We start from the raw sequence: 22,556 nt of genomic DNA, 5'->3' as shown, positions 1-22,556 counted from the left end.
CGAGAAAACAATTATGTACCGTGACCGTATTCGCTTGCCTTCGTTGTTGGACAAGGTGATGAGCGCCGCCGACGCTGCCGCTCTGATTCAGGACGGCATGACCGTCGGTATGAGTGGCTTTACTCGCGCCGGCGAAGCCAAGGCCGTGCCGCATGCACTGGCCGAGCGCGCCAAGGTCACGCCGCTGAAAATAAGCTTGATGACCGGCGCCAGCCTGGGCAACGACCTCGATAAACAACTCACCGAAGCCGGCGTACTGTCGCGGCGCATGCCGTTCCAGGTGGACAGCACACTGCGCAAGGCGATCAACGCTGGCGAAGTCATGTTCATCGACCAGCACCTCTCGGAAACCGTAGAGCAACTGCGCAACCAGCAACTCAAGCTGCCGGATATCGCGGTCATCGAAGCGGTGGCAATCACCGAGCAGGGCCATATCGTACCGACCACCTCGGTGGGCAATTCCGCCAGCTTCGCGATTTTTGCCAAGCACGTGATCGTCGAGATCAACCTGGCGCACAACCCGAATCTCGAAGGCTTGCACGACATCTATATCCCGACCTACCGGCCGACTCGCACACCTATTCCGCTGGTGAAGGTCGACGATCGCATCGGCAGCACCGCCATCCCGATACCGCCGGAAAAGATCGTCGCGATCGTGATCACTAATCAGTCCGACTCGCCGTCCACTGTCTTGCCGCCGGACAGCGACACCCAGGCCATCGCTGACCACCTGATCGACTTCTTCAAGCAAGAAGTGGCTGCCGGGCGCATGACCAACAAGCTCGGCCCGCTGCAAGCCGGGATCGGCACTATCGCCAATTCGGTGATGTGTGGCTTGATCGACTCGCCGTTTGAAGACCTGACCATGTACTCCGAAGTGCTGCAGGATTCGACGTTTGACCTGATCGACGCCGGTAAACTGAGCTTTGCTTCGGGCAGTTCGATCACCCTGTCGAGCCGGCGCAATGCCGATGTATTCGGGAATCTGGAGCACTATAAGGACAAGCTGGTGCTACGCCCCCAGGAAATCTCGAACCACCCCGAAGTGGTACGGCGCCTGGGCATCATCGGCATCAACACTGCACTGGAATTCGATCTGTACGGCAACGTCAACTCCACCCACGTCTGCGGCACACGGATGATGAACGGCATTGGCGGCTCGGGTGACTTCGCGCGCAATGCGCACCTGGCGATCTTTGTCACCAAGTCGATCGCCAAGGGCGGTGCAATTTCCAGCGTGGTCCCCATGGTCAGCCATGTCGACCATACAGAACATGATGTCGACATTCTCGTGACCGAGATAGGCCTGGCCGATCTGCGTGGCCTGGCGCCGCGTGAGCGTGCCCGGGTCATCATCGACAACTGTGTTCACCCCGACTATCGCCAAGCCTTGAATGATTACTTCAGTGCCGCTTGCACTGTCGGTGGTCACACCCCGCATATCCTGCGTGATGCCCTGAGTTGGCACATAAACCTGGAAGAAACCGGGCGCATGCTGGCGGTGTAATTGATACAAATAGCAGCTGACGCAAACACAGTTTCGTCAGCTCGCTATTGCAGCCCCTTATCAGTCAAAAACTGTACTGCTGTACCGGTCTTTTCCTACCGTAATTGCCTACCTTTTCCGATGATTCACTCAAAAACGCACCATATTAGTGCCGATAGGTACAGTTGCCTCAATTTCGACCAGTACACCGTCGTTTAACAGTTAACTGGTCTCTCACAATACAGGTGAACTGTATCTACAGAGACTGGCCAAACGAGAGGATCATTGGCATCAGTTAAACCACTACCTAATCCCGCCACAAGCGGAAGGATGTCAACCATGGAACGTACACTCAGTTCCGAACTGTTCTTCGAAGACAAAGCTGTAAACACCCAGGCTTCCCTGCCTTTGCGCGTTCTCGCCAACCTGATGCTGTGGCAGCGCCGCATCTCCAGCCGCCATCAACTGGCTCGTCTGGATTCGCGTCTGCTGGCTGACGCCGGGATTAGCGAAGCACAACGCTACGAAGAGCTGAGCAAGCCGTTCTGGCGCTAAGTTAGCGTCGCTGGCTCTGACCCACCGGGTCCACCGCCAGCAACCCGAATTGAACAAACAAAACCCGTCGCGGGAAACCGCGACGGGTTTTGTCGTTCTGGAGCGTCATATTGGGTCATGCAGAAGAGATAGCCGCCGACAGGTACAGTTTATAGTTACTTAAAACTTAACCAGTACACTTCTATCGGAGTGTGTCTGTGCCTGCATGAGTGACGATCACTATTGAGTCCCCACCTCATTGGCAAAAGGACGACGCCTCATGAATAACTTACTAAATGTTTCCATCGTCACGCTTCAAACGAAGCCTCGATTCGGCACGCTTCGGCGATTGCTGCGCTCATCAATAGCCTGGAAAGGGCTCGCACCCGGCGCTTGCTGGGCCAGCTCAACGATCGACAGCTCTCGGACCTGGGCATCAGCCATGCAGACCAACTCAACGACGTGGGCAAACCATTCTGGCGCTAGCTTGTCCATTAAGAGGCGGGCCTGTTCTAACTGATGTGCACAGGCCTAATATCCAGACAGAACGTGGCGAACGCTTTACAACAGGCGTCTGATCCTGCGCCACCTCTCAATCGATCTACCCAAAGGAGTTTCTTCCATGTCCCGTCTTCGTCTGCTCAGTGCCGCAGCCCTGCTTGCCGTGGCTGCCAATTCCCACGCCTCCAGCTTTATCGTGACCACCGATACCGTTGTGGATGGGCTTAAGGCTTCCTCCAATGCGACGTCGGATGTCGTCTCGTCTTCCTTTCGCGACGACAAAATTGTCCGTGCTGCCCATGACGACGCCGCCAGCTTCGTCGCCAGTGAAGGCACTATCCGTGGCGTGAAGCTGGAAAGCGCACTCGACCATATTCGCCAACAGGCTCCGCAATTGAATGCGACCGACGCTCAGCTGGCTCAAGCTATCCTGACGATCTAAGCGATAGCTCTGAAACGGGACACGCCCGTCGTGTCCCAATGTTTCGGCGCTGGCTCTAGTCCAGGCATTGCGCTAGCCTTGGGGCTCGCTTTCAGCTATCGAGTCTCATGCGTTTTCCTTCAAGTCTGTTGATTACTCCGGTTTGTCTTGCGATCTGCTGGTCGGGCTCAGCCCATGCCTTCGACGCCTTTAACCTGTCCACACAAGGCACTGTGGCCAGTGGTTATGCCACCAGCATGGTGACCTCCGCGCCCTTCGACCATAAACTGCTGATCGCCGCCCGGGATGACGCTGCCGCGTTCATTGCCAGTGACGGCCAACTACGAGGAGCACAACTGGAGTCCGCCTTGATCTACCTGCGCCGGACCCAGCCAAAACTTCATGCCAGCGACCTTGAACTGGCACAGGCAATTCTCGTCCAATAGTTATCCCTTGTTCCTCCGGAGTCGTTCCATGCGTAGCCCGCTGATTGCTACCACCCTTTGCCTGCTGTTGTTGGCCGACGTGGCCCAGGCGCGCACCCTGGTAGCCACCAGTAACATCATCATTCGTGCCTCTCAGCGCACGCTTGATTTCACATCTGATACCACGACGTCCATCCGCGATTCGAAGATCGTCCGTGAAGCCCATGACGATGCGGCCAGCTTCGTCGCCAGCGACGGTGAAATCCGTGGTGCACACCTGGAAGCAGCTTTCGACACCTTGCGCACTCGCGTACCGGAAGCCCGCGACGCCAGTGATCAGGTTCTCGCCGAAGCCATCCTCGCCCTGTGAAGTCTCTAGGCGCCTGTCTGCTGGCCGGGGTCGTGTTGCTGTTTGGCAACACGGCTCAGGCCGGCCTGCAATTACGGCTCAAGACCGACGGTCTGAGCCCCGCGCAACAGCAGGCCAGTCAGGCACTGCTCGATGAAGCCATGCAGGCGTTACCGCCGCGCTTCATCGAGCAACTGGACCGACGCATCGACGTCGGCTGGACCGACGACATGCCAAGCGATGCCTATGGCCAGGCGTCACTGGTGTCCGAGCTGGACCTGAATCGCAAGCTGCTCGCCAGCCTCACCGATGGCAGCGCTGCCACCCAGAAAACTTATCGCCCCCATGGCACCGTGCGCCGGGAAATGCTCGCCACGGTGTTGCACGAACTCACCCATATTTATGACCGCGCGCGCCTGTGGCCAGATGCCGAGCGCACGCTGATCCAGCGCTGCACGCAACGCAATAACAGCTCCGGGCTAATCGGCATCCCGGATCAATGCCGCGGTCAGACCGCACGACGCTGGACCCTCAGCGACGACCCTCGCCTGCTGGATTTGGCCGGCTGGCCGCAATACGTCGGTCGGCGCGGCGAGCGCGAACAGCACAACCGACAGATCGCCCGCAGCCCGGACATCTACGAAACGAGCAGCCCGAAGGAATTCGTCGCGGTCAACATGGAGTACTTCCTCCTCGACCCAAGCTATGCCTGCCGCCGCCCTGCACTGTATCGCTACTACAAGGAACACTTCGGCTGGGCGCCCGCCGCCAAAGACAAATGCGACCAATCATTCGCCTTCCTTAACGCGGGTAGCGACTTCGCCAAGCAGCCCTTGGGTCGGGTTGATCCAGAACGGGTTTACGCCGTTGATTATCTGCTGGCTGAAGCCAACCAGAACTGGGTCAGCCGCTGGGGCCACAGCATGCTGCGACTGGTGATCTGCGCACCGGGTCGGCCTCGTGGGCCGGATTGTCGACTGGATCTGGATCAGCATCTGGTGTTGTCCTACCGCGCCTTCGTCGATGACCTGCAGCTATCGAGCTGGGATGGGCTGGTGGGTAAATACCCGTCGCGCCTGTTTGTCTTGCCGTTGGCCCAAGTGATCGACGAATACACCAAGACCGAACTGCGCAGCCTGGCCTCGGTGCCACTGAACCTGTCGCGCAGCGAGATCGAAGACGTGGTGGAACACGCCGCGGAGATGCACTGGAGCTACGACGGCAACTATTTTTTCCTGTCCAACAACTGCGCGGTAGAAGGCCTGAAATTACTGCGCAGCAGCACCAACAATGCGCAACTGGTTGGCCTCGACAGCATCATGCCCAACGGTTTGCTGGAAGTGCTCAAGGGCCGCGGGCTGGCAGACACCAGCGTACTGGATGATCCCCGCGAAGCATTGCGTCTGGGCTATCGCTTCGATTCCTTCCGCGAGCGTTATCAAGCGATGTTCGAAGTGCTGAAAAAGCATTTACCGATCAAGCAGGACAAGGTCGAGGACTGGCTGTCATTGAAAGCTGATGAGCGCCGTAAATGGATCGACCAGGCTGACTTGCGTACCAGTGCGGCCTTGCTGCTGCTGGAGCAGGCCAGTTTCCGGCAGCAGTTGGTGTTGGCCCAGGACGAAGTGAAGCAACGCTATCTGGGCGCTCGGGAATTGAACAACGGCGGCATGGACAAGGCCAACGCGACCTTGCAACAGATTCTCGCCAACAGCGGCTTCCTCAGCCGTCCGGCCGAACTGCTCGGCACCGGCGGTTATGGCTTGCCACAACCGAGCGAGTGGACGCGCCTTGAATCGGAAAGCAGCCTGCGCCAGAAGCATCTTAAAGCGCTGACCGGGGACCTCGACACGGAAGTCAGAGCCCTGCTCGAACCGAGCCGCGCCGCCGAAATGGCCGCCAACGAAGCCAATATGAAGCAGGTTGGTGAACATCTGCGCAAGCTGCACAAGGCTGCGGGTGGATTGGAGTTGCCCTGAAAGCAAAAGATCGGTCAGTAGAGCACCCCATCCAGAATTTCATAAACGATCCCCGTTCCTACGGCGATCAGCACAATGTCGCCGCCCGCGCGACGCCACTCGTAACCCGGGTAATGCGGCAGCCGGCCCAGAGCACGGTTATCCAGACGCTCGCCGTAATAACCATGAGGTAACGGTCGACCACGGACCAGATGAATGCCTGGAGGTGGTGGCGCACCGCGTACGAAATAACCATGGTTATCGTGGATGGTCTGGCGCACCGGGCCGAAATCCCGTGGTGGACCGCCGCGACGATCGTCCTGTGGGCCACGCTGATCGTCGCCACGATTGTCACCGCGATTTTCGTAATGGCCCTGCTGCGGGCCGCCGCGGTCGTGATCGTCGCGCTGATCGGCGCTCACGTGCAGCAACGGGGTCGCGCTGAGCATCAGCACACCCAGGCTGGCAATCAGACGTTTCGGCATTTTCATCAGATCTTTCCTCACAGCCATACAGCAAAAAGGGCTTCAGAACGTAGTCCTGAAGCCCTCGGTCTTGCTGTTTAGTCTGTGCCGCGAGGCTCTAATTCCTCTGTATCAGGAACTTTACCTTCAGCTGACCCGCGCTTTACGTACGCCGTCAGACAAGGCTGCGCACAGGCTGAGTACGCCCTCCACAGCCTGATCCGGCGTCGAGGCATTGGCGATGTGATCGATCAGCGCCGACCCCACCACCACACCGTCAGCCAGACGCGCGATGGACGCCGCTTGCTCCGGAGTTCGGATACCGAAACCGATGCTGATCGGCAGATCGGTGTGACGGCGCAGACGAGTAACCGCTTCCTCGACATGCTCCAGCGTTGCCGCACCGGCACCGGTCACACCGGCAACCGACACGTAGTAAACAAAACCGGAACTGCCGTTGAGCACCTTCGGCAGACGCACATCGTCGGTGGTCGGCGTGGTCAGACGGATGAAGTCCAGACCGGCAGCCTGGGCCGGGTCGCACAGCTCTTCGTTGTGCTCCGGCGGCATGTCGACCACGATCAGGCCATCGACACCGGCTTCTTTGGCCTCCGCGATGAAACGCGGCACGCCATACATGTGAATCGGGTTGAAGTACCCCATCAGTACCAGCGGAGTCTCGCTATTGCCTTCGCGGAACTCGCGAACCATTTGCAGGGTTTTCGCCAGGTTCTGTTTGGCGCCCAAGGCGCGAATGTTGGCCAGTTGAATCGCCGGGCCATCGGCCATCGGATCGGTGAAGGGCATGCCCAGCTCGATCACGTCGGCACCGGCTCCCGGCAAGCCTTTGAGGATCGCCAGGGATGTGTCGTAGCTCGGGTCACCGGCGGTTACGAAGGTCACCAGGGCGGCGCGGTTTTGTTCCTTGAGTTCGGCAAAACGCTTTTGCAGGCGGCTCATCAGTGTTTCTCCTGCTTGGATTGCTCTTGTTGAGACTGTTCCATGTGGTGCATCACGGTTTGCATGTCTTTGTCGCCACGGCCGGACAGGTTGACCACCATCAGGTGATCTTTCGGCAATGTGGGTGCGCGCTTGAACACTTCGGCCAAGGCATGGGCGCTTTCCAGTGCAGGAATAATCCCTTCCAGACGACAGCATTTGTGGAACGCATCGAGGGCTTCATCGTCAGTCACCGAGGTGTACTGGACGCGGCCGATGTCATGCAACCAGGCGTGCTCCGGGCCGATGCCTGGATAGTCGAGGCCGGCGGAAATCGAATGAGCGTCGATGATCTGGCCGTCGTCATCCTGCAACAGGAAAGTACGGTTACCGTGCAGCACACCCGGTACGCCACCGTTCAGGCTGGCTGCGTGCTTGCCGGTTTCGATGCCGTAACCGGCGGCTTCGACGCCAATGATCTCGACGCTCTTGTCATCGAGGAACGGGTGGAACAGGCCCATGGCGTTGGAACCACCGCCGATGCAAGCCACCAGGCTGTCGGGCAGTCGACCTTCCTGGGCTTGCAACTGCTGGCGGGTTTCCTTGCCGATGACCGCCTGGAAGTCGCGAACCATGGCAGGGTATGGGTGCGGGCCGGCCACCGTACCGATCAGGTAGAAGGTGCTGTCGACGTTGGTCACCCAGTCACGCAGGGCTTCGTTCATTGCGTCCTTGAGAGTGCCGGTGCCAGCAACCACCGGGATCACTTCGGCGCCCAGCAGCTTCATGCGAAACACGTTGGCCTGCTGACGTTCGATGTCGGTGGTGCCCATGTAGATCACGCAATCGAGGCCGAAACGCGCGGCCACGGTAGCCGTCGCTACGCCATGCATGCCGGCGCCGGTCTCAGCGATGATGCGCTTCTTGCCCATGCGCCGCGCCAGCAGGATCTGGCCGATGCAGTTGTTGATCTTGTGCGCGCCGGTGTGGTTCAGCTCTTCGCGCTTGAGGTAAATCTTCGCGCCGCCACAAAACTCTGTCAGACGCTCGGCGAAATACAGTGGGCTTGGACGTCCGACGTAATCACGCTGGAAGTAGGCCAATTCTTCTTTGAACGCCGGATCTTCCTTGGCCGCTTCGTATTCGCGGGCCAGATCGAGGATCAACGGCATCAGGGTTTCGGCGACGTAACGGCCGCCGAACGCGCCAAACAGGCCGTTGGCGTCGGGGCCGTTGCGCAGATTAGTCTGGGTCATGGGTCGCTCCAGTTGTATTCGAGAGGTGACGATGGGGTTCACTCTACCCCTGACATCCCGCACTGAAAACCGATAAGATCGCCACAACCTGTCAGGAAAACTCACACATCACATGAGCCATGACCTTCCTCCGCTGAACGCTCTTCGCGCCTTCGAAGCCACTGCCCGCCTGAACAGCGTCAGTCAGGCCGCCGAACAGCTGCATGTCACTCATGGGGCGGTCAGCCGGCAACTCAAGGTGCTGGAAGATCACCTCGGGGTGAGTCTGTTCATCAAAGATGGACGCGGCCTGAAACTCACAGATGCCGGCATCCGTTTGCGCGATGCCAGCGGCGAAGCCTTTGATCGCTTGCGCAGCGTTTGCGCCGAATTGACCCAAAGCACCGCCGATGCGCCGTTCGTGCTCGGCTGCTCGGGCAGCCTGCTGGCGCGCTGGTTCATCCCGCGTTTGGGGCGGCTCAATGCGGATCTGCCGGATTTGCGCCTGCACCTGTCGGCTGGCGAAGGCGATCTCGACCCTCGGCGGCCTGGCCTGGATGCCTTGCTGGTATTTGCCGAACCGCCATGGCCGGCAGACATGCAGGTCTACGAATTGGCCAGCGAGCGCATCGGCCCGGTCATGAGCCCACGATTCGTCGGCTACGAAAGGCTGCAGAACGCACCGGCAAACGCACTGCTGACCGAGCCATTGCTGCACACCACCTCACGCCCGCAAGCCTGGCCAAGTTGGGCACAGCAAAGCGGCCTCGACGCCAAGGCGCTGAAGTACGGTCAGGGTTTCGAGCATTTGTATTATTTGCTGGAGGCGGCAGTGGCCGGGCTGGGTGTGGCCATCGCTCCTGAGCCGCTGGTGGCCGAGGACTTGAAGGCCGGTCGCCTGGTTGCGCCATGGGGTTTCTGTGAAACCCCGGCGCAACTGGCGTTGTGGCTACCCAAGCGCGCCGCGGACGGCCGCGCTCGGCAATTGGCGCAGTGGCTTAAAAACGAGCTGCGCCAGGCCTCTTAATGACCGCGCTTGCACAGCAGGTAGGCCGCGAGCAGGCCCAACGCACCAACAGCGACACCGGCTGTAGTCCAAGGGTGTTCCTGGGCGTAGTCACGCGTCGCGATCCCGGTTTCACGGGTTTTGACCTTGACCTCTTCATAGGCATCGGCGAGCAGATGGCGCGAATGTTTCAGCGCGTTCTCGGCGTTGATTTTCAGCGTTTTAAGGGTTTTACGCGACTCGTCCGAGGCGTCGTCCTTCAGGCTTTCCAACGATTTCAGCAGACTCTCGATCTCGGCTTCCATGCTTTGCAATGAGGCTTTGCGTAACGAGGTATTGGCCATGGTGGCTCTCCTGCATTATTTGAGTTGCGTGTGTGTTGGTTGGGACTTCAGGGGTTCGAGAAAGTGCAGTAAATATGAACTTCCTCCCGGATTGGTCGACAGAAGAAATAAGAAAAATCACTGCTAGGCTGTATTTCACACCCTTAGGAGAACGCCATGACTGACCATCACACCTACAAAAAAGTCGAGCTGGTCGGCTCGTCCACCAGCAGCATTGAAGACGCCATCAACAATGCCTTGGCCGAAGCCAGCAAAAGCCTCAAGTACATGGAATGGTTTGAAGTGACCGAAACACGCGGGCACATCAAGGACGGCAAAGCGGCACACTTCCAGGTGACGCTGAAAGTCGGGTTCCGGATTGCCAGTAGCTGAGCTTGAGCTAGTCTTCTGAACTTGCGCGCTGGCCGAATGCCATGTGGAATGGCAAAGCGCTACATGGTAAGTGCATCCGGCCGATGGCAGGATGTCCTCCGCCTATTGATCCGACCAGGGAGTGCAACGCATGAAGAAGTTTATTTTGGCGGTAGGTTTGTTGAGCCTTGCGGGAACAGCCTTTGCCCAGGGCAAGTCGTGCGAAGAGCTGAAAGCCGAAATCGCAGCGAAACTGGATGCCAAGGGCATTTCCAATTACACACTGGAGATCGCCGAGAAAGGCGCTGCCGTCGACGGAAAAGTCGTTGGCTCCTGTGAAAAAGGCTCCATGAAAATCGTCTACAAGCAGGGCTGACTGCCTTCAAAAATGAAAAAGCCGACGCAATGGCGTCGGCTTTTTTGTGGGTGCAACTTGAGCGTCAGCCCTTCATGACCTGCGCCAGCAGCTCATAGGAGTGCACGCGATCAGCATGTTCGTATAGATCACAGGTAAAAATCAGCTCATCTGCCTGAGTCTGTTCGATCAGTACGTCCAGCTTGGCGCGAATTTTCTGCGGGCTGCCGACCATCGCCAGGCCAAGGAAATCACCGACCGCTTCTTTCTCATGGGGCAGCCACAGGCCGTCCATGGTCTTCACGGGTGGACGCTGCACCAGGCTCTGGCCACGCATCAACGCGAGAATCCGCTGGTAGACCGAAGTGGCCAGGTAATCCGCCTGCTCGTCAGTGTCCGCAGCCACCAGCGGTACGCCGAGCATCACGTAAGGCTTATCCAAAACCGCTGAAGGCTTGAAGTGGTTGCGATAAACACGAATCGCCTCATGCATGAAGCGAGGTGCGAAATGTGACGCGAAGGCGTAGGGCAGACCGAGCTCACCGGCCAGCTGCGCACTGAACAGGCTCGAACCCAGCAACCAGACCGGGACATTGGTGCCTGTTCCCGGCATGGCAATGATCCGCTGATCCGGCGTGCGTGGGCCGAGGTAGCGCATCAGTTCGGCCACATCTTGCGGAAAGTCGTCGGCACTGCCGGAGCGCTCGCGACGCAAAGCGCGGGCGGTCATCTGATCGGAGCCAGGGGCGCGACCCAGGCCCAGGTCGATCCGTCCCGGATACAGACTTTCAAGGGTGCCGAACTGTTCGGCGATCACCAGCGGCGCATGATTGGGCAACATCACGCCACCCGAACCGACACGAATGGTCGAGGTACCGCCGGCCAGGTAGCCCAGCAGGACCGAGGTCGCCGAACTGGCGATCCCGTCCATGTTGTGGTGCTCGGCGACCCAAAAGCGGTTGTAGCCAAATTTTTCGACGTGCTGCGCCAGGTCCAGGGAATTGTGCAGGGACTGGGCCGCACTGCCGTTCTCCCGCACGGGCACCAGATCGAGGGTCGAGAATTTGATATCGGACAGTCGTTTCATAAACCTGCTTCTCCAATGGGTAAGCAGGTTTTTCACGAACGAAAACCTGCCGAGTCTATAAGCGTGCTCTATGCAATGAGGGCATATACCCGAGTTTCAATAGAAGAGACAAAATTCCTACGCGATTAGAGGACTGATCAGATGAGGTGAACTTTGCCTGACGGTCTATCCTCAGAACCCTGGTAACCGAAACCACGAAGGCGCGACGCTTCGCGCCGGATCTTGAGGAGGCAGACATGGCTATCACAAAGAAGGCATCGGCTCATTGGGAAGGTGATCTGAAAACCGGTATCGGCTCGATTTCCACGCAAACCGGTGTCCTCAAAGAAGCGCCCTACGGCTTCAAGGCCCGTTTCGAAGGCGGCAAAGGCACCAATCCGGAAGAGCTGATCGGCGCGGCCCACGCGGGCTGTTTCTCCATGGCATTTTCAATGATTCTCGGCGAGGCCAACCTTAAGGCCGACAGCATCGACACCACTGCCGAAGTCACTCTGGACCAGGTAGACGGTGGCTTTGCAATCACAGCGGTCAAACTGATTCTCAAGGCGAAAATCCCCGGGGCGACCCAGGCGCAATTCGAGGAGCTGAGCAACAAGGCCAAAGAAGGCTGCCCGGTATCCAAAGTGCTGAATGCGAAAATCAGCCTGGAGGCGACGTTGGTCAGCTGATAGTGGGTTGATACGCTAGCGGGTAAAAGATCGCAGCCTTCGCGGGCGCCCTATCGCAGGTTGCGGTCTTTTTTGCCCTGAAACAAAACCTGACTGGCAAAACTGTGGTCGAATAAATGACAGCAGCTTTAGCGCATCACCGTGCGCGCTGCCTCAAGGGAGCTTCAACCATGAAACGTTTTGCCTTGGCGGTTATCTGTTGCTCGCTGGCCACTTCGGCCCTCGCGGCACCGAAATCCTGTGAGGAACTCAAGGCCGAGATCGAAGCCAAGATCCAGGCCAACAACGTCTCGTCCTACACCCTGGAAATCGTCACCAACGACGAAGTTCACGATCAGAACATGGTCGTTGGCTCATGCGAATACGGCACCAAAAAAATCATCTACCAAAAAAATGATCGCTGATTCGTCTCACATGAGGCAGTAGGTATCTCGATCTTCAGCGACGATCTCCCGCTTGGCGTTGTACAGCCGGGCGCTGGGGGTGAACGCCATGGAACGCGCCTCCAGCAGGTAACGCTGGCCGGCCTCGAAATGGTCGTAGTTGATGGTCAGGTAGCACAACCGCTCCAACGGAGCATTCATCAAGCCCGAGCCACCGCCATACACTTCAAAATCGTAACGCACTCTCAGTTCATGGCTACCCGGGGTGACCTGAAAGTAACGCCCGTCGCTCAGCCGCTGGTTGTCCAGCCGATCGGCCATCAGCAGTTTCCCGCCGGGGCTCGACACAGCGAAGTCGATCCAGGCCATCTGCGGATCGACCGCCGGTAACGGGCTTGTGCAACCCACGAAGGTGCCTGCAGCGAGTAACAGCAACAGCCTGCGCATGATGAATATCCCAAGGACCGTTCATTCAGCATAGCGCCGATCAGGTACGTTGGCAGCCGGCCGGGGAGCCCTGCCCAATCACTTTTCGCTGCTGATCATAGAGCTTCGCCCACGGCCGAAAACCGATATTCCCCGCTTGCAGCTGATATCGCTGCCCGGCATTGAAATCCTTGAATTTCACATTCAACTGGCAGTCGCGCCACAGTGGCTCGGCGCCGGGGCCAATATTGGTCGGCTGGACTGCGAACAAGTAGCGAACCTTCAGCTCATGGCTGCCGGGCTGTACCTCGAAGTAACGCTTGTCGATGGAAGCCTTGTTATCGACTTCCATCGCTTGCAGCGCGGTGTCTTCTTGCCGCGAACCCAGATCGATCCACGCTTGCGCCGGATCAGGGTCAGGCAATCCAGCACAACCGGCCAGCATCAGCAGGCCTCCCGTCAGCATCAACTTGCGCATAGCGGAGCTCCAATAGGCGGGATAGTCTTGCGGGCAGACTTTCCAGGGATTTTTTTATTTTGATCAGGCCGCGTCCAAGCCTTGGGTTACTTGATCGCGTTTTACGCATTTTGTTTCCGGGTGTGATTTTTTTGTTGCTCAACGGTTGCGCAAGCGTCAGCTATTACGGCCAGTTGGCCAGTGGTCAGCTGCATTTGCTGCGGGCACGGGAGCCGGTTTCCAGTGTGATTGCCGACACCGGCCGCGATCAGCAATTGCGCGCGCATCTGGCCCAATCACAAAAGGCCCGGACATTCGCCAGCCAATACCTGCACCTGCCGGACAACCAGAGTTACCGCTTGTACGCCGACATCGGCCGACCGTTTGTAGTCTGGAACGTGTTTGCCACGCCGGAGTTTTCGCTGAAGCCGCAGAACCATTGCTTCCCCATCGCCGGCTGCGTCGCCTATCGCGGGTATTACAGTCAAAGCGCTGCACGCGGGGAGGCGGCATTGCAACGACTGCAAGGTATGGACGTGTCGATTGGCGGCGTCGAGGCCTATTCGACGCTCGGTTGGTTCAACGACCCGATCATCAGCTCAATGATGGGTTGGGGCGACGAACGGTTGGCCACGCTAATTTTCCATGAGCTCGCCCATCAACGTTTTTATGTGAAAGACGACACTGAATTCAACGAGTCCTTCGCCACCTTCGTCGAGCAGGAAGGCACTCGCCAATGGCGAGCATTCCGCGGCATGCCACCGGACGACGGAGCTTTGGTGCGGCAACGCGACCAGTTCACTCAGTTGATTCTGGACACCCGCACCCGGCTGGAACGGCTTTACGCCCTGCCGCTGGCTACCGAGCAAATGCGCGAGCGAAAAGCAGCAGAGTTCGAACAATTGCGCCGTGAATACCGCACGCTACGCGACAGCCAATGGGCCGGGAACAAACGCTACGACGCCTGGATCAACGCCCCGATGAACAACGCTCGATTGCTCCCGTTTGGTTTGTACGACCAGTGGGTGCCGGCGTTTGCCGCGTTGTTCAGGCAGGTCGATGGGGATTGGACGAGGTTTTATGCGGCGGTGGAGAGGCTGGGCACATTGCCGGTAGCGGAGCGTAAGGCGGCATTGAAGGCGTTGGCCGGATCATAAAACCTTGATGACTGAACGGGCCTCTTCGCGGGCAAGCCTCGCTCCTACGGATGATCGAAGGCTCTTGTAGGAGCGAGGCTTGCCCGCGAAGAGGCCGGCCAATGTTCCCAAGTCGGCTACAACCAAATTGCATCCCACAGCGGGTAGTCCCCGATCTTCTTCACCAATCCCGCTCGCAACGGATTGGCGACGATGTATCGAGCAACTGCCTGCAAGTCTTCTTCCTTGCGAATGGCGCGATCATGATAACCATGTTGCCAAACTGGACCTTGACGCCGAGTCGAGCGATTGACCGTCACCGCAATCCGGGATTTGGTACGAGCCATCAGTGTGGATAGTTGAGTGTTCTGTAGCTCAATCAACCAATGAAAATGATCGGGCATAACGACCCAGGCTAACGATGTTGCAAACTCTTCTCGCTCAGCCGTTCTAAAGGCGTCTACCACCAAACGCCCGTATCTGAAGTCGCGGAACAACGGCTCTCGATTCAGAACCACCGCCGTCAACAGGTAAATCTGCCCACACTCTGAATATCGCCCGGTGCGCAATCGATGAGCATGTTTGAGCTCTGCCAATGATGATCCTCCTTGATCGTGGCCTGAATGCTAAGGCTAGGACGATAAGAAGGGATCGGAGTGAGAACAGTTGCTCTGGATGTGTCTGGGGGGACGCCTTCGCGGGCAAGCCTCGTGCCTACAGGGGTCTTCGATCATCTGTAGGCGCGAGGCTTGCCCGCGAAGGCAGTTCAATTAACGCTGCAAAAACGCCTGATGCATCTCCTCCAGCGTTTCAAAGTGATACGCCGGTGCTTCGGCGCTCAACTCCTCTCGACTACCAAAACCATAACCCACCGCCGCCGCGTCCAGCCCATTGCTGCGAGCACCGATCAGGTCATGTTTACGGTCACCGATCATCAGGGTACTGGCCGGGTCCAGGCCTTCTTCGCTCATCAAGTGCGCAATCAGCTCGACTTTGTTGGTTCGCGTGCCATCCAGCTCACTACCGTAAATCACCTTGAAATGCTTGGCGAAGTCGAAGTGCCGGGCGATTTCTCGGGCGAAAACCCATGGCTTGGAGGTCGCGATGTACAGCTGTCGTCCTTGCCCACCGAGGGTTTCCAGCAGTGGCATAACCCCGTCGAATACGCGGTTTTCATACAGGCCGGTGACCTTGAAGCGTTCACGATAGAAGTTCACCGCTTCCCAGGCCTTGGGCTCATCGAAGTCGTAAAACTGCATGAACGCCTGCAACAACGGCGGGCCGATGAAGTGCTCAAGCCTGGTCAGGTCCGGCTCATCGATGCCCAGTTTGCTCAGGGCGAACTGGATGGAGCGGGTGATGCCTTCGCGCGGGTCGGTCAGCGTGCCATCGAGGTCGAACAGTACGGTTTGGTAATGCATGAAAATTCCTGAGCTATTAAAAGGCTTAGAGCTAATCGAAGCCTTCGGCCAGATGCAGGTCCTTGAGCTTCACGTAGTTCGCCGCGCTGTAGGTGAAAAAGGCTTTCTCCTTGTCCGTCAGCGGCCGGATCTGTTTCACCGGACTACCGACATAGAGGAAGCCGCTTTCCAGGCGCTTGCCCGGCGGCACCAGACTGCCGGCGCCGATGATCACATCGTCCTCGACCACCGCACCGTCCATGACGATGCTGCCCATGCCGATCAGAATCCGGTTGCCCACGGCACAACCATGGAGCATGACTTTATGCGCGATGGTCACATCGTCACCGATCAGCAACGGGAAGCCATCGGGATTGAACGGCCCGGCGTGGGTAATGTGCAAGACACAGCCGTCCTGCACGCTGGTGCGTGCGCCGATTCGGATGCGGTGCATGTCGCCGCGGATCACCGTCAGGGGCCACACGGAGCTGTCTTCGCCGATTTCAACGTCGCCGATCACCACTGCCGAGCCGTCGACAAAGGCGCCTTTGCCCAGCAGCGGCGTGTGGTTCTGATACTTGCGAAGGGTCACGATAGGCTCTCTCTCTTTTGCTGATAGCTGCGGTGAGCGTCGATTGTAATTAAGATGGCGCAATGTTTCTTCCAGCCAAGGTGCCAACCGTGAGCGTGAACAACCCTCTTCTGCAGTCCTACGACCTGCCGCCGTTCTCGGCGATCCGTGCCGAACACGTGCATCCGGCCATTGAACAGATCCTGGCTGACAACCGCGCCGCCATCGCCGACATCCTCAAAACCCAGGGTAAACAACCGACCTGGGCCGGCCTGGTGCTGGCGATGGATGAACTCAATGATCGTCTGGGCGCCGCGTGGAGCCCGGTCAGCCATCTTAACGCCGTGTGCAACAGCGCCGAGTTGCGCGAAGCCTACGAGTCCTGCCTGCCGGCCCTGAGCGCCTACGCCACCGAGCTGGGTCAGAACCGTGAACTGTTTCAGGCCTATGAAGCGCTGGCCAACAGCCCTGAGGCTAGCGGTTTCGACGTGGCGCAAAAAACGATCCTGGAACACGCCCTGCGTGACTTCCGTCTGTCGGGTATCGACCTGCCGGAAGCAGAACAAAAGCGTTACGCCGACGTGCAGAGCAAACTGTCGGAGCTGGGCAGTCGCTTCTCCAATCAGTTACTCGACGCCACTCAGGCCTGGACCAAGCACGTCACCGACGAAGCCGCCCTCGCCGGCCTGACCGAGTCGGCCAAGGCGCAAATGGCCGCCGCCGCACAAGCCAAAGAGCTCGACGGCTGGCTGATCACCCTGGAATTCCCGAGTTACTACGCGGTGATGACCTACGCCCACGACCGCGCCCTGCGCGAAGAAGTCTACGCCGCCTACTGCACCCGTGCGTCGGACCAAGGCCCGAATGCCGGTCAGAACGACAACGGCCCGGTCATGGAAGAAATCCTCGACCTGCGTCAGGAGCTGGCAAAACTGTTGGGCTTCACCAGCTTCTCGGAGCTGAGCCTGGCCACCAAAATGGCCGAGTCCAGCGATCAGGTACTGAGTTTTCTGCGCGACCTGGCCAAACGCAGCAAGCCGTTCGCCGCCCAGGATCTGGAACAGCTCAAGGCCTACGCCGCCGAACAGGGTTGCCCGGACCTGCAAAGCTGGGACAGCGGTTTCTACGGTGAAAAACTTCGCGAACAGCGTTATAGCGTCGCCCAGGAAACCCTTCGCGCGTACTTCCCGATCGACAAGGTTTTGGGTGGGCTGTTCGCCATCGTCCAACGCCTGTACGGCATCGAGATTGCCGAGCTGAAAGGCTTCGACACCTGGCATCCGGACGTCCGCCTGTTCGAAATCAAGGAGAACGGCCAGCACGTCGGTCGTTTCTTCTTCGACCTGTATGCCCGCGCCAACAAGCGTGGCGGTGCCTGGATGGACGGCGCCCGCGATCATCGCCGCACGATCAATGGCGTGCTGCAAAGCCCGGTGGCGAATCTGGTGTGCAACTTCACCCCGGCCGATAGCGGTAAACCGGCCCTGCTGACTCACGATGAAGTGACTACCCTGTTCCACGAATTCGGCCATGGCCTGCATCACCTGCTGACCCGCGTCGAACACGCTGGCGTGTCCGGCATCAATGGCGTGGCTTGGGATGCGGTCGAGCTGCCAAGCCAGTTCATGGAAAACTGGTGCTGGGAGCCGGAAGGCCTGGCGCTGATTTCCGGTCACTACGAAACCGGCGAGCCGTTGCCTCAAGATTTGCTGGAGAAGATGCTCGCGGCGAAGAACTTCCAGTCCGGCCTGATGATGGTCCGCCAGTTGGAATTCTCGCTGTTCGACTTCGAACTGCACGCCACCCATGGCGACGGTCGCAGCGTGCTGCAAGTGCTCGAAGGCGTGCGCGACGAGGTTTCGGTCATGCGTCCACCGGCCTACAACCGCTTCCCCAACAGCTTCGCCCACATCTTTGCCGGTGGTTACGCGGCGGGTTACTACAGCTATAAGTGGGCTGAAGTATTGTCGGCCGATGCCTTCTCGAAATTCGAAGAGGACGGCGTGCTCAATGCCGAGACCGGTCGTGCATTCCGTGAAGCGATCCTTGCTCGCGGTGGTTCTCAGGAGCCAATGGTGCTGTTCGTCGACTTCCGTGGCCGTGCGCCATCGATTGACGCACTCTTGCGCCACAGCGGCCTGAGTGAGGACGCGGCAGCATGAGTGAGGGACCTGTGATTACCAAAAAACGCTTTATCGCCGGGGCGGTCTGCCCGGCCTGCAGCGAGCCGGACAAGTTGATGATGTGGAACGAAGACCTGGTCCCGCATCGCGAGTGCGTGGCCTGCGGTTATTCCGACACGCTGAATGAACAGGGTTTGTCAGTGCCCAAGGAATTGGGCACCCGGGTCAATACTTCGGCACTGAAAGCGCCAGGTGCCAAGGTTCAGGCCGTGCAGTTTTTCCCGAATCCGAAGCTGAAGAAAAAGTCTGACTGACAGCACCGAAGGCCAAAACCACCTTCCACTGTGCAATGCAGTGGAAGGCGTTACTTACTCGACATGGGCCGATTTGAACCAGTTCTTCATCGAGCAACTGGCAAACGGACTGGTGCTGCAATCACCATTGGCCAACGCCGTACGAAGTTTGTCGACATCAGCCTGCATCATGTAGCGAATACCGTCCTTGAAGTGGGTGCTATCGCCAAAACCGCCCTGAGTCATTTCACTCAGCGCATCTTCCTTGCTCCAGCCCTGCACCACCACCCGGTACATTGCCGCCATCAGGCCAGTGCGGTCCGAGCCGTGCTTGCAATGCATCAACACCGGGCCCTTGGTCTCGGCGGTCTGAATAGCGCGAATGGCTTTTAGCACATCACTGTCGTCCACGTGATTGGTGCGGTAAGGCAGCTGTATCTGGGTGATTCCGGGCGTGGATAACCAGGCCGAGTCCGACTCAGGCAGAAAGTTGATCACGGTTGCGACCTTTAGTTTTTCCAGCAAAGGCAGCGCCCCGCGGTCCGGTAATGCGCTGCGATAGAGGGTCGGGGACATCTGATAGAGGTTGTACTGAACCTCCACCGATTGAGCCCAGTCCGCAGGCCGGGGTAATGCCGCGTCGTCAGCGTGGGCCAGCGTCAGGTTGAAAAGTGCGGCCAGCGACAAAAGGAGCATCGCGGGTAGAAGGCGCAGTAGGGGCATGCTCAGGTTGACCGTGAGTGTGGAAAAGTAACCGACAGCCTGAACCCGGGACAGTCAAAAGCCTGTGAGGCCACTGTCAAAGAATCGTGAATCAAATGGCGGATGTCCGACGCAGAGGGACATCCCGGGTGTTGCAGTCGACATGTCCGACCTCGCTGATTGACATGATATAAAAGCGGAAACTCTAACGTTCAGTGATGCATTAGTTTCGACATCAGCAACGGGCGATAAGACCAGGCCTGCAGATACACTCATGCAGGCCTGGCAACAACAATCAACTTCAGGGATTTACAATGCTGCAATAAGCCTTGGCCAGAGCCAGCAGTTTTGCCTTGTCGTCATTATCGATATCGCCGTCCCCGTCCACATCGCTGTTGACAGTCTTGATAGTGAAGGACCGGCCAGCATCGCTGGAAACCGCTGTCACATGGACGGAGTCGACCAGTGCTGCGGTCTGCACCTCATTTACCGGGTCCCACTCCAACTCTTTACGGGCAAGTTGCATCGATACCTGAGCTTCATTAGGGTTGGTAATGCTTGGCGCCAGCAATTGTAAAAAAATACCGCGCTGATTAAAAAACGACATGATTAGATCCTTCTAATTATTGATCCACGACAACTTCGTGTGGAGCGGATAGTACCGGCAGTTTTTGTAAGTGCGCCACGTGGTATATGTTTCTCGCGATGACTGTCGGGGGACTTTTTTGATCATTAGTTCATTTTTTAGTTTGTTTAATTTATATCGAGCAGGAAGCTGCCGAACGGCACTGGTCTGTCGTTTGATGTTCGGATACTGTATGCACATACAGCTATAGGGCTTTTATCGATGAATACGCCTCTGCCACCCCGCGGTCGCGGCACCGCCACCAATCCGCACAACCGCTTCGCGCCCAATCGCTCGGTGGCCGAGGACGATGGCTGGTATCAGGAAGTGCCGATTACCCAGGGCACGGAGGTGCGCATCGAGACGGCGAAAACCATCATTACCCGCAATAACTCGCCGGATTTGCCCTTCGATCGTTCGATCAATCCCTATCGCGGCTGCGAGCATGGGTGCATCTACTGTTATGCGCGGCCCAGTCACGCCTATTGGGACCTGTCGCCGGGACTGGATTTCGAAACCAAACTGATCGCCAAGACCAACGCCGCCGACGTACTGGAAGAACAACTGTCCAAGCGCGGCTATCAATGCGCGCCGATCAACCTGGGTTCCAACACCGACCCTTACCAGCCGATCGAGCGCGAACACAGAATCACCCGTAAAACCCTGGAAGTGCTGCTGCGTTACCGCCACCCGGTGACCATCATCACCAAGGGCTCGCTGATTCTTCGCGACCTGGACCTGCTGGCCGAGCTCGCCGAGCAAAGGCTGGTGGCGGTGATGATCAGCCTGACCACGCTGGATGACGAACTCAAACGCATCCTCGAACCTCGCGCCGCGGCGCCCAAGGCACGACTGCGGGCGATCCGGGTGATGCGCGAAGCCGGGATTCCCGTGGGGGTTTTGTGCTCGCCGATGATTCCAATGATCAACGACAGCGAACTCGAAAGCCTGCTCACCGAAGCCCATGCGGCTGGTGCGCAAAGCGCGGCCTACATGATGTTGCGCCTGCCGCTGGAAGTGGCGCCGCTGTTCGAAGAGTGGCTGGCCGCGCATTATCCTCAGCGTGCAGCTCACGTGTTGAGCCTGATCCGTCAAAGCCGTGGTGGCGAGCTCTACGACAGCCGGTTCGGGGCCCGAATGCGCGGTGAGGGGCCATTTGCCGACCTGCTGGCGCAACGATTTGCCAAAACCATCAAACGGTTGGGACTCAATCATCGGGAAGGTTTCAATCTGGATTGCGCAGCCTTCTGTCCGCCGGGTCGCCAGATGTCGTTGATTTAAGGACAATTGGCCCTATGGTTGAGTAGAGAAAAAGATGCACCGCGTTTAGGCTGGTCACGCTTCTTGTGACCTGGAACACTCGTTCTAGAGCGTTTTATTCAGTTTGAATTAAGTTTCGACGGCTACCTTGTTCATCGAGTGACTGATGGGTCTGGCTTTTTGACCTGGATGTTTTTTAAACAGCCACTGGCTTCACATCGGACAAAACGGGAAAATTCCCTGACTCCGCCAAAGAGGATGAATCATGAGTGACAAGGATAAACAGCCGTTGGCTGCGTCGGCTTCAGCCCAACCCGAGGCGGAAACCGCCGATGCAGCGCTGCAGCATATCGTTGACGGTTTTTTGCACTTTCATCACGAGATCTTTCCGCAGCAGGAAGAACTCTTCAAAAAACTCGCCACGGCCCAGCGGCCCCGGGCGATGTTCATCGCATGCGCTGATTCGCGCATCGTTCCCGAACTGATCACCCAAAGCGCCCCCGGCGACCTGTTCGTGACCCGTAACGTCGGCAACGTCGTGCCGCCTTATGGGCAAATGAACGGCGGTGTTTCCACGGCCATCGAATACGCGGTGCTGGCCCTCGGCGTGCAGCACATCATTATCTGCGGGCACTCCGACTGCGGCGCCATGCGCGCGGTACTCAATCCGCAGAGCCTGGAAAAAATGCCAACGGTCAAAGCCTGGCTGCGTCACGCCGAAGTGGCGAAAACCATGGTTCAGGACAACTGCCATTGCACTGACGAAAACGAGAGCATGCACATCCTCACCGAGGAGAATGTGATCGCTCAGTTGCAGCATTTGCGCACGCACCCGTCGGTGGCCTCGCGCATGGCCAATGGTCAGCTGTTTATCCATGGTTGGGTCTACAACATCGAAACCAGCGAAATCAAAGCTTACGACGCGGATCAGGGGGGGTTCCTGCCGCTCGATGGCAGTCATCCGATTCCGGTGGCGACGCCTAAAGCGCGCTTCTAAATCCTCCGTGTGGTTTAGCCGAGGCTGCTGATCTGGCAGCCTGCTTTGCCATGCCTGAAG

The 22,556-nt window shown here is 58.1% G+C and carries 29 protein-coding genes; 17 read left to right on the top strand and 12 right to left on the bottom strand.

The window, feature by feature from the left end; genetic code table 11:
- The first annotated feature begins 13 nt into the window (after positions 1–13).
- The 7 genes from KGB14_RS25395 to KGB14_RS25365 all read left to right on the top strand — a co-directional run bounded on the left by KGB14_RS25395 (position 14) and on the right by KGB14_RS25365 (position 5,695).
- Positions 14–1,507, top strand: a complete 1,494-nt coding sequence (locus tag KGB14_RS25395) for an acetyl-CoA hydrolase/transferase family protein (protein ID WP_223489711.1) — start codon at positions 14–16, stop codon at positions 1,505–1,507.
- 318 nt (positions 1,508–1,825) lie between these two features.
- Positions 1,826–2,041, top strand: coding sequence for a DUF1127 domain-containing protein (locus tag KGB14_RS25390; protein WP_008081135.1), 216 nt, complete (start codon positions 1,826–1,828; stop codon positions 2,039–2,041).
- A gap of 372 nt (positions 2,042–2,413) precedes the next feature.
- Positions 2,414–2,506, top strand: a complete 93-nt coding sequence (locus tag KGB14_RS28800; protein WP_411740809.1) for a DUF1127 domain-containing protein — start codon at positions 2,414–2,416, stop codon at positions 2,504–2,506.
- Between the two features lie 136 nt (positions 2,507–2,642).
- The gene (locus KGB14_RS25380; protein WP_223489708.1) at positions 2,643–2,963 is read left to right on the top strand and encodes a DUF2388 domain-containing protein; all 321 of its coding nucleotides are present in this window, start codon (positions 2,643–2,645) and stop codon (positions 2,961–2,963) included.
- Between the two features lie 107 nt (positions 2,964–3,070).
- Complete coding sequence (locus tag KGB14_RS25375; RefSeq protein WP_223489706.1) at positions 3,071–3,388, top strand: DUF2388 domain-containing protein; 318 nt, start codon at positions 3,071–3,073, stop codon at positions 3,386–3,388.
- Between the two features lie 28 nt (positions 3,389–3,416).
- Positions 3,417–3,737, top strand: coding sequence for a DUF2388 domain-containing protein (locus tag KGB14_RS25370; RefSeq protein ID WP_223489704.1), 321 nt, complete (start codon positions 3,417–3,419; stop codon positions 3,735–3,737).
- A complete protein-coding gene (locus KGB14_RS25365) occupies positions 3,734–5,695 on the top strand; it encodes a DUF4105 domain-containing protein (protein ID WP_223489701.1) in 1,962 nt (653 codons plus the stop codon). The genes KGB14_RS25370 and KGB14_RS25365 overlap by 4 nt, the downstream gene beginning before the upstream one ends.
- Before the next feature lie 14 nt (positions 5,696–5,709).
- On the opposite strand, the gene KGB14_RS25360 is transcribed toward KGB14_RS25365, so the two are convergent.
- The 3 genes from KGB14_RS25360 to trpB all read right to left on the bottom strand — a co-directional run bounded on the left by KGB14_RS25360 (position 5,710) and on the right by trpB (position 8,333).
- Positions 5,710–6,165 (bottom strand): anti-virulence regulator CigR family protein, encoded by a 456-nt coding sequence (locus tag KGB14_RS25360; protein ID WP_223489699.1) that lies wholly within the window; start codon positions 6,163–6,165, stop codon positions 5,710–5,712.
- A 120-nt stretch (positions 6,166–6,285) separates the two neighbouring features.
- Positions 6,286–7,098, bottom strand: a complete 813-nt coding sequence (gene trpA / locus KGB14_RS25355; protein ID WP_223489697.1) for a tryptophan synthase subunit alpha — start codon at positions 7,096–7,098, stop codon at positions 6,286–6,288.
- Positions 7,098–8,333 carry a tryptophan synthase subunit beta gene (trpB, locus tag KGB14_RS25350; RefSeq protein WP_223489686.1) on the bottom strand — a complete coding sequence of 412 codons (1,236 nt, stop codon included), beginning with the start codon at positions 8,331–8,333 and terminating at the stop codon, positions 7,098–7,100. Before trpB ends, trpA begins: the two co-directional genes overlap by 1 nt.
- 112 nt (positions 8,334–8,445) lie before the next feature.
- Between trpB and KGB14_RS25345 the strand changes: the two genes are divergently transcribed.
- Complete coding sequence (locus KGB14_RS25345) at positions 8,446–9,339, top strand: LysR family transcriptional regulator (protein WP_223489684.1); 894 nt, start codon at positions 8,446–8,448, stop codon at positions 9,337–9,339.
- On the opposite strand, the gene KGB14_RS25340 is transcribed toward KGB14_RS25345, so the two are convergent.
- A complete protein-coding gene (locus KGB14_RS25340; RefSeq protein ID WP_223489682.1) occupies positions 9,336–9,662 on the bottom strand; it encodes a YqjD family protein in 327 nt (108 codons plus the stop codon). The two genes, KGB14_RS25345 and KGB14_RS25340, sit on opposite strands and share 4 nt — an antisense overlap.
- A gap of 156 nt (positions 9,663–9,818) precedes the next feature.
- Between KGB14_RS25340 and KGB14_RS25335 the strand changes: the two genes are divergently transcribed.
- Together KGB14_RS25335 and KGB14_RS25330 are read left to right on the top strand one after the other, a co-directional pair.
- A complete protein-coding gene (locus KGB14_RS25335) occupies positions 9,819–10,034 on the top strand; it encodes a dodecin (RefSeq protein WP_008027736.1) in 216 nt (71 codons plus the stop codon).
- Positions 10,035–10,164: 130 nt separating this feature from the next.
- The gene (locus tag KGB14_RS25330; RefSeq protein WP_223489680.1) at positions 10,165–10,389 is read left to right on the top strand and encodes a DUF1161 domain-containing protein; all 225 of its coding nucleotides are present in this window, start codon (positions 10,165–10,167) and stop codon (positions 10,387–10,389) included.
- Between the two features lie 64 nt (positions 10,390–10,453).
- Here KGB14_RS25330 and KGB14_RS25325 read toward each other — a convergent pair whose 3' ends face one another.
- Positions 10,454–11,455, bottom strand: a complete 1,002-nt coding sequence (locus KGB14_RS25325; protein ID WP_223489678.1) for an LLM class flavin-dependent oxidoreductase — start codon at positions 11,453–11,455, stop codon at positions 10,454–10,456.
- Between the two features lie 236 nt (positions 11,456–11,691).
- On the opposite strand from KGB14_RS25325, the gene KGB14_RS25320 reads away from it, so the two are divergent.
- Positions 11,692–12,123, top strand: coding sequence for an OsmC family protein (locus KGB14_RS25320; RefSeq protein WP_223489675.1), 432 nt, complete (start codon positions 11,692–11,694; stop codon positions 12,121–12,123).
- Positions 12,124–12,293: 170 nt separating this feature from the next.
- Positions 12,294–12,527 carry a DUF1161 domain-containing protein gene (locus tag KGB14_RS25315; RefSeq protein ID WP_223489673.1) on the top strand — a complete coding sequence of 78 codons (234 nt, stop codon included), beginning with the start codon at positions 12,294–12,296 and terminating at the stop codon, positions 12,525–12,527.
- 6 nt (positions 12,528–12,533) lie between these two features.
- Here KGB14_RS25315 and KGB14_RS25310 read toward each other — a convergent pair whose 3' ends face one another.
- Together KGB14_RS25310 and KGB14_RS25305 are read right to left on the bottom strand one after the other, a co-directional pair.
- The gene (locus tag KGB14_RS25310) at positions 12,534–12,953 is read right to left on the bottom strand and encodes a hypothetical protein (protein WP_223489671.1); all 420 of its coding nucleotides are present in this window, start codon (positions 12,951–12,953) and stop codon (positions 12,534–12,536) included.
- A 40-nt stretch (positions 12,954–12,993) separates the two neighbouring features.
- A complete protein-coding gene (locus tag KGB14_RS25305) occupies positions 12,994–13,410 on the bottom strand; it encodes a hypothetical protein (RefSeq protein ID WP_223489669.1) in 417 nt (138 codons plus the stop codon).
- 59 nt (positions 13,411–13,469) lie between these two features.
- Between KGB14_RS25305 and KGB14_RS25300 the strand changes: the two genes are divergently transcribed.
- Positions 13,470–14,546, top strand: a complete 1,077-nt coding sequence (locus KGB14_RS25300) for an aminopeptidase (RefSeq protein WP_223489667.1) — start codon at positions 13,470–13,472, stop codon at positions 14,544–14,546.
- A 116-nt stretch (positions 14,547–14,662) separates the two neighbouring features.
- On the opposite strand, the gene KGB14_RS25295 is transcribed toward KGB14_RS25300, so the two are convergent.
- From KGB14_RS25295 to KGB14_RS25285, 3 genes are all read right to left on the bottom strand, one after another.
- Complete coding sequence (locus tag KGB14_RS25295; protein ID WP_223489665.1) at positions 14,663–15,121, bottom strand: REP-associated tyrosine transposase; 459 nt, start codon at positions 15,119–15,121, stop codon at positions 14,663–14,665.
- A gap of 174 nt (positions 15,122–15,295) precedes the next feature.
- Entirely contained in the window at positions 15,296–15,946 is a 651-nt protein-coding gene (locus tag KGB14_RS25290) for an HAD family hydrolase (RefSeq protein WP_223489662.1), read from the bottom strand.
- A gap of 31 nt (positions 15,947–15,977) precedes the next feature.
- Positions 15,978–16,517, bottom strand: a complete 540-nt coding sequence (locus tag KGB14_RS25285; RefSeq protein ID WP_223489659.1) for a gamma carbonic anhydrase family protein — start codon at positions 16,515–16,517, stop codon at positions 15,978–15,980.
- A gap of 62 nt (positions 16,518–16,579) precedes the next feature.
- Here KGB14_RS25285 and prlC point away from each other — a divergent pair, with 62 nt between their 5' ends.
- Entirely contained in the window at positions 16,580–18,658 is a 2,079-nt protein-coding gene (gene prlC, locus KGB14_RS25280) for an oligopeptidase A (protein ID WP_223489657.1), read from the top strand.
- Positions 18,655–18,933 carry a YheV family putative zinc ribbon protein gene (locus tag KGB14_RS25275; protein ID WP_223489655.1) on the top strand — a complete coding sequence of 93 codons (279 nt, stop codon included), beginning with the start codon at positions 18,655–18,657 and terminating at the stop codon, positions 18,931–18,933. Before prlC ends, KGB14_RS25275 begins: the two co-directional genes overlap by 4 nt.
- Before the next feature lie 54 nt (positions 18,934–18,987).
- Here KGB14_RS25275 and KGB14_RS25270 read toward each other — a convergent pair whose 3' ends face one another.
- Together KGB14_RS25270 and KGB14_RS25265 are read right to left on the bottom strand one after the other, a co-directional pair.
- Positions 18,988–19,635, bottom strand: coding sequence for a dual specificity protein phosphatase family protein (locus KGB14_RS25270; protein WP_223489652.1), 648 nt, complete (start codon positions 19,633–19,635; stop codon positions 18,988–18,990).
- Between the two features lie 280 nt (positions 19,636–19,915).
- Entirely contained in the window at positions 19,916–20,221 is a 306-nt protein-coding gene (locus tag KGB14_RS25265; protein ID WP_223489650.1) for a hypothetical protein, read from the bottom strand.
- A 240-nt stretch (positions 20,222–20,461) separates the two neighbouring features.
- Between KGB14_RS25265 and KGB14_RS25260 the strand changes: the two genes are divergently transcribed.
- Both KGB14_RS25260 and KGB14_RS25255 read left to right on the top strand, forming a co-directional pair.
- Entirely contained in the window at positions 20,462–21,520 is a 1,059-nt protein-coding gene (locus KGB14_RS25260) for a PA0069 family radical SAM protein (RefSeq protein WP_223489648.1), read from the top strand.
- A gap of 244 nt (positions 21,521–21,764) precedes the next feature.
- Positions 21,765–22,496: a carbonic anhydrase gene (locus KGB14_RS25255; protein WP_223489646.1), complete on the top strand. Its 732-nt coding sequence runs from the start codon at positions 21,765–21,767 to the stop codon at positions 22,494–22,496.
- Positions 22,497–22,556: the final 60 nt, after the last annotated feature.

The sequence above is a fragment of the Pseudomonas sp. A-RE-19 genome, from assembly GCF_019956555.1.
Lineage (GTDB): Bacteria > Pseudomonadota > Gammaproteobacteria > Pseudomonadales > Pseudomonadaceae > Aquipseudomonas.
The sequence above is the reverse complement of the archived record's forward strand: the minus strand, read 5'-3'. Positions and strand labels throughout refer to the sequence as shown.

Excerpts from the sequence above, each read along its gene's own strand:
- KGB14_RS25395 (WP_223489711.1), top strand. The coding sequence starts at position 14 with ATGTACCGTGACCGTATTCGCTTGCCTTCGTTGTTGGACAAGGTGATG.
- KGB14_RS25390 (WP_008081135.1), top strand. The coding sequence starts at position 1,826 with ATGGAACGTACACTCAGTTCCGAACTGTTCTTCGAAGACAAAGCTGTA.
- KGB14_RS25380 (WP_223489708.1), top strand. The coding sequence starts at position 2,643 with ATGTCCCGTCTTCGTCTGCTCAGTGCCGCAGCCCTGCTTGCCGTGGCT.
- KGB14_RS25375 (WP_223489706.1), top strand. The coding sequence starts at position 3,071 with ATGCGTTTTCCTTCAAGTCTGTTGATTACTCCGGTTTGTCTTGCGATC.
- KGB14_RS25370 (WP_223489704.1), top strand. The coding sequence starts at position 3,417 with ATGCGTAGCCCGCTGATTGCTACCACCCTTTGCCTGCTGTTGTTGGCC.
- KGB14_RS25360 (WP_223489699.1), bottom strand. The coding sequence starts at position 6,165 with ATGAAAATGCCGAAACGTCTGATTGCCAGCCTGGGTGTGCTGATGCTC.
- trpA (WP_223489697.1), bottom strand. The coding sequence starts at position 7,098 with ATGAGCCGCCTGCAAAAGCGTTTTGCCGAACTCAAGGAACAAAACCGC.
- trpB (WP_223489686.1), bottom strand. The coding sequence starts at position 8,333 with ATGACCCAGACTAATCTGCGCAACGGCCCCGACGCCAACGGCCTGTTT.
- KGB14_RS25345 (WP_223489684.1), top strand. The coding sequence starts at position 8,446 with ATGAGCCATGACCTTCCTCCGCTGAACGCTCTTCGCGCCTTCGAAGCC.
- KGB14_RS25340 (WP_223489682.1), bottom strand. The coding sequence starts at position 9,662 with ATGGCCAATACCTCGTTACGCAAAGCCTCATTGCAAAGCATGGAAGCC.
- KGB14_RS25335 (WP_008027736.1), top strand. The coding sequence starts at position 9,819 with ATGACTGACCATCACACCTACAAAAAAGTCGAGCTGGTCGGCTCGTCC.
- KGB14_RS25330 (WP_223489680.1), top strand. The coding sequence starts at position 10,165 with ATGAAGAAGTTTATTTTGGCGGTAGGTTTGTTGAGCCTTGCGGGAACA.
- KGB14_RS25325 (WP_223489678.1), bottom strand. The coding sequence starts at position 11,455 with ATGAAACGACTGTCCGATATCAAATTCTCGACCCTCGATCTGGTGCCC.
- KGB14_RS25320 (WP_223489675.1), top strand. The coding sequence starts at position 11,692 with ATGGCTATCACAAAGAAGGCATCGGCTCATTGGGAAGGTGATCTGAAA.
- KGB14_RS25315 (WP_223489673.1), top strand. The coding sequence starts at position 12,294 with ATGAAACGTTTTGCCTTGGCGGTTATCTGTTGCTCGCTGGCCACTTCG.
- KGB14_RS25310 (WP_223489671.1), bottom strand. The coding sequence starts at position 12,953 with ATGCGCAGGCTGTTGCTGTTACTCGCTGCAGGCACCTTCGTGGGTTGC.
- KGB14_RS25305 (WP_223489669.1), bottom strand. The coding sequence starts at position 13,410 with ATGCGCAAGTTGATGCTGACGGGAGGCCTGCTGATGCTGGCCGGTTGT.
- KGB14_RS25290 (WP_223489662.1), bottom strand. The coding sequence starts at position 15,946 with ATGCATTACCAAACCGTACTGTTCGACCTCGATGGCACGCTGACCGAC.
- prlC (WP_223489657.1), top strand. The coding sequence starts at position 16,580 with ATGTTTCTTCCAGCCAAGGTGCCAACCGTGAGCGTGAACAACCCTCTT.
- KGB14_RS25275 (WP_223489655.1), top strand. The coding sequence starts at position 18,655 with ATGAGTGAGGGACCTGTGATTACCAAAAAACGCTTTATCGCCGGGGCG.
- KGB14_RS25270 (WP_223489652.1), bottom strand. The coding sequence starts at position 19,635 with ATGCCCCTACTGCGCCTTCTACCCGCGATGCTCCTTTTGTCGCTGGCC.
- KGB14_RS25265 (WP_223489650.1), bottom strand. The coding sequence starts at position 20,221 with ATGTCGTTTTTTAATCAGCGCGGTATTTTTTTACAATTGCTGGCGCCA.
- KGB14_RS25260 (WP_223489648.1), top strand. The coding sequence starts at position 20,462 with ATGAATACGCCTCTGCCACCCCGCGGTCGCGGCACCGCCACCAATCCG.
- KGB14_RS25255 (WP_223489646.1), top strand. The coding sequence starts at position 21,765 with ATGAGTGACAAGGATAAACAGCCGTTGGCTGCGTCGGCTTCAGCCCAA.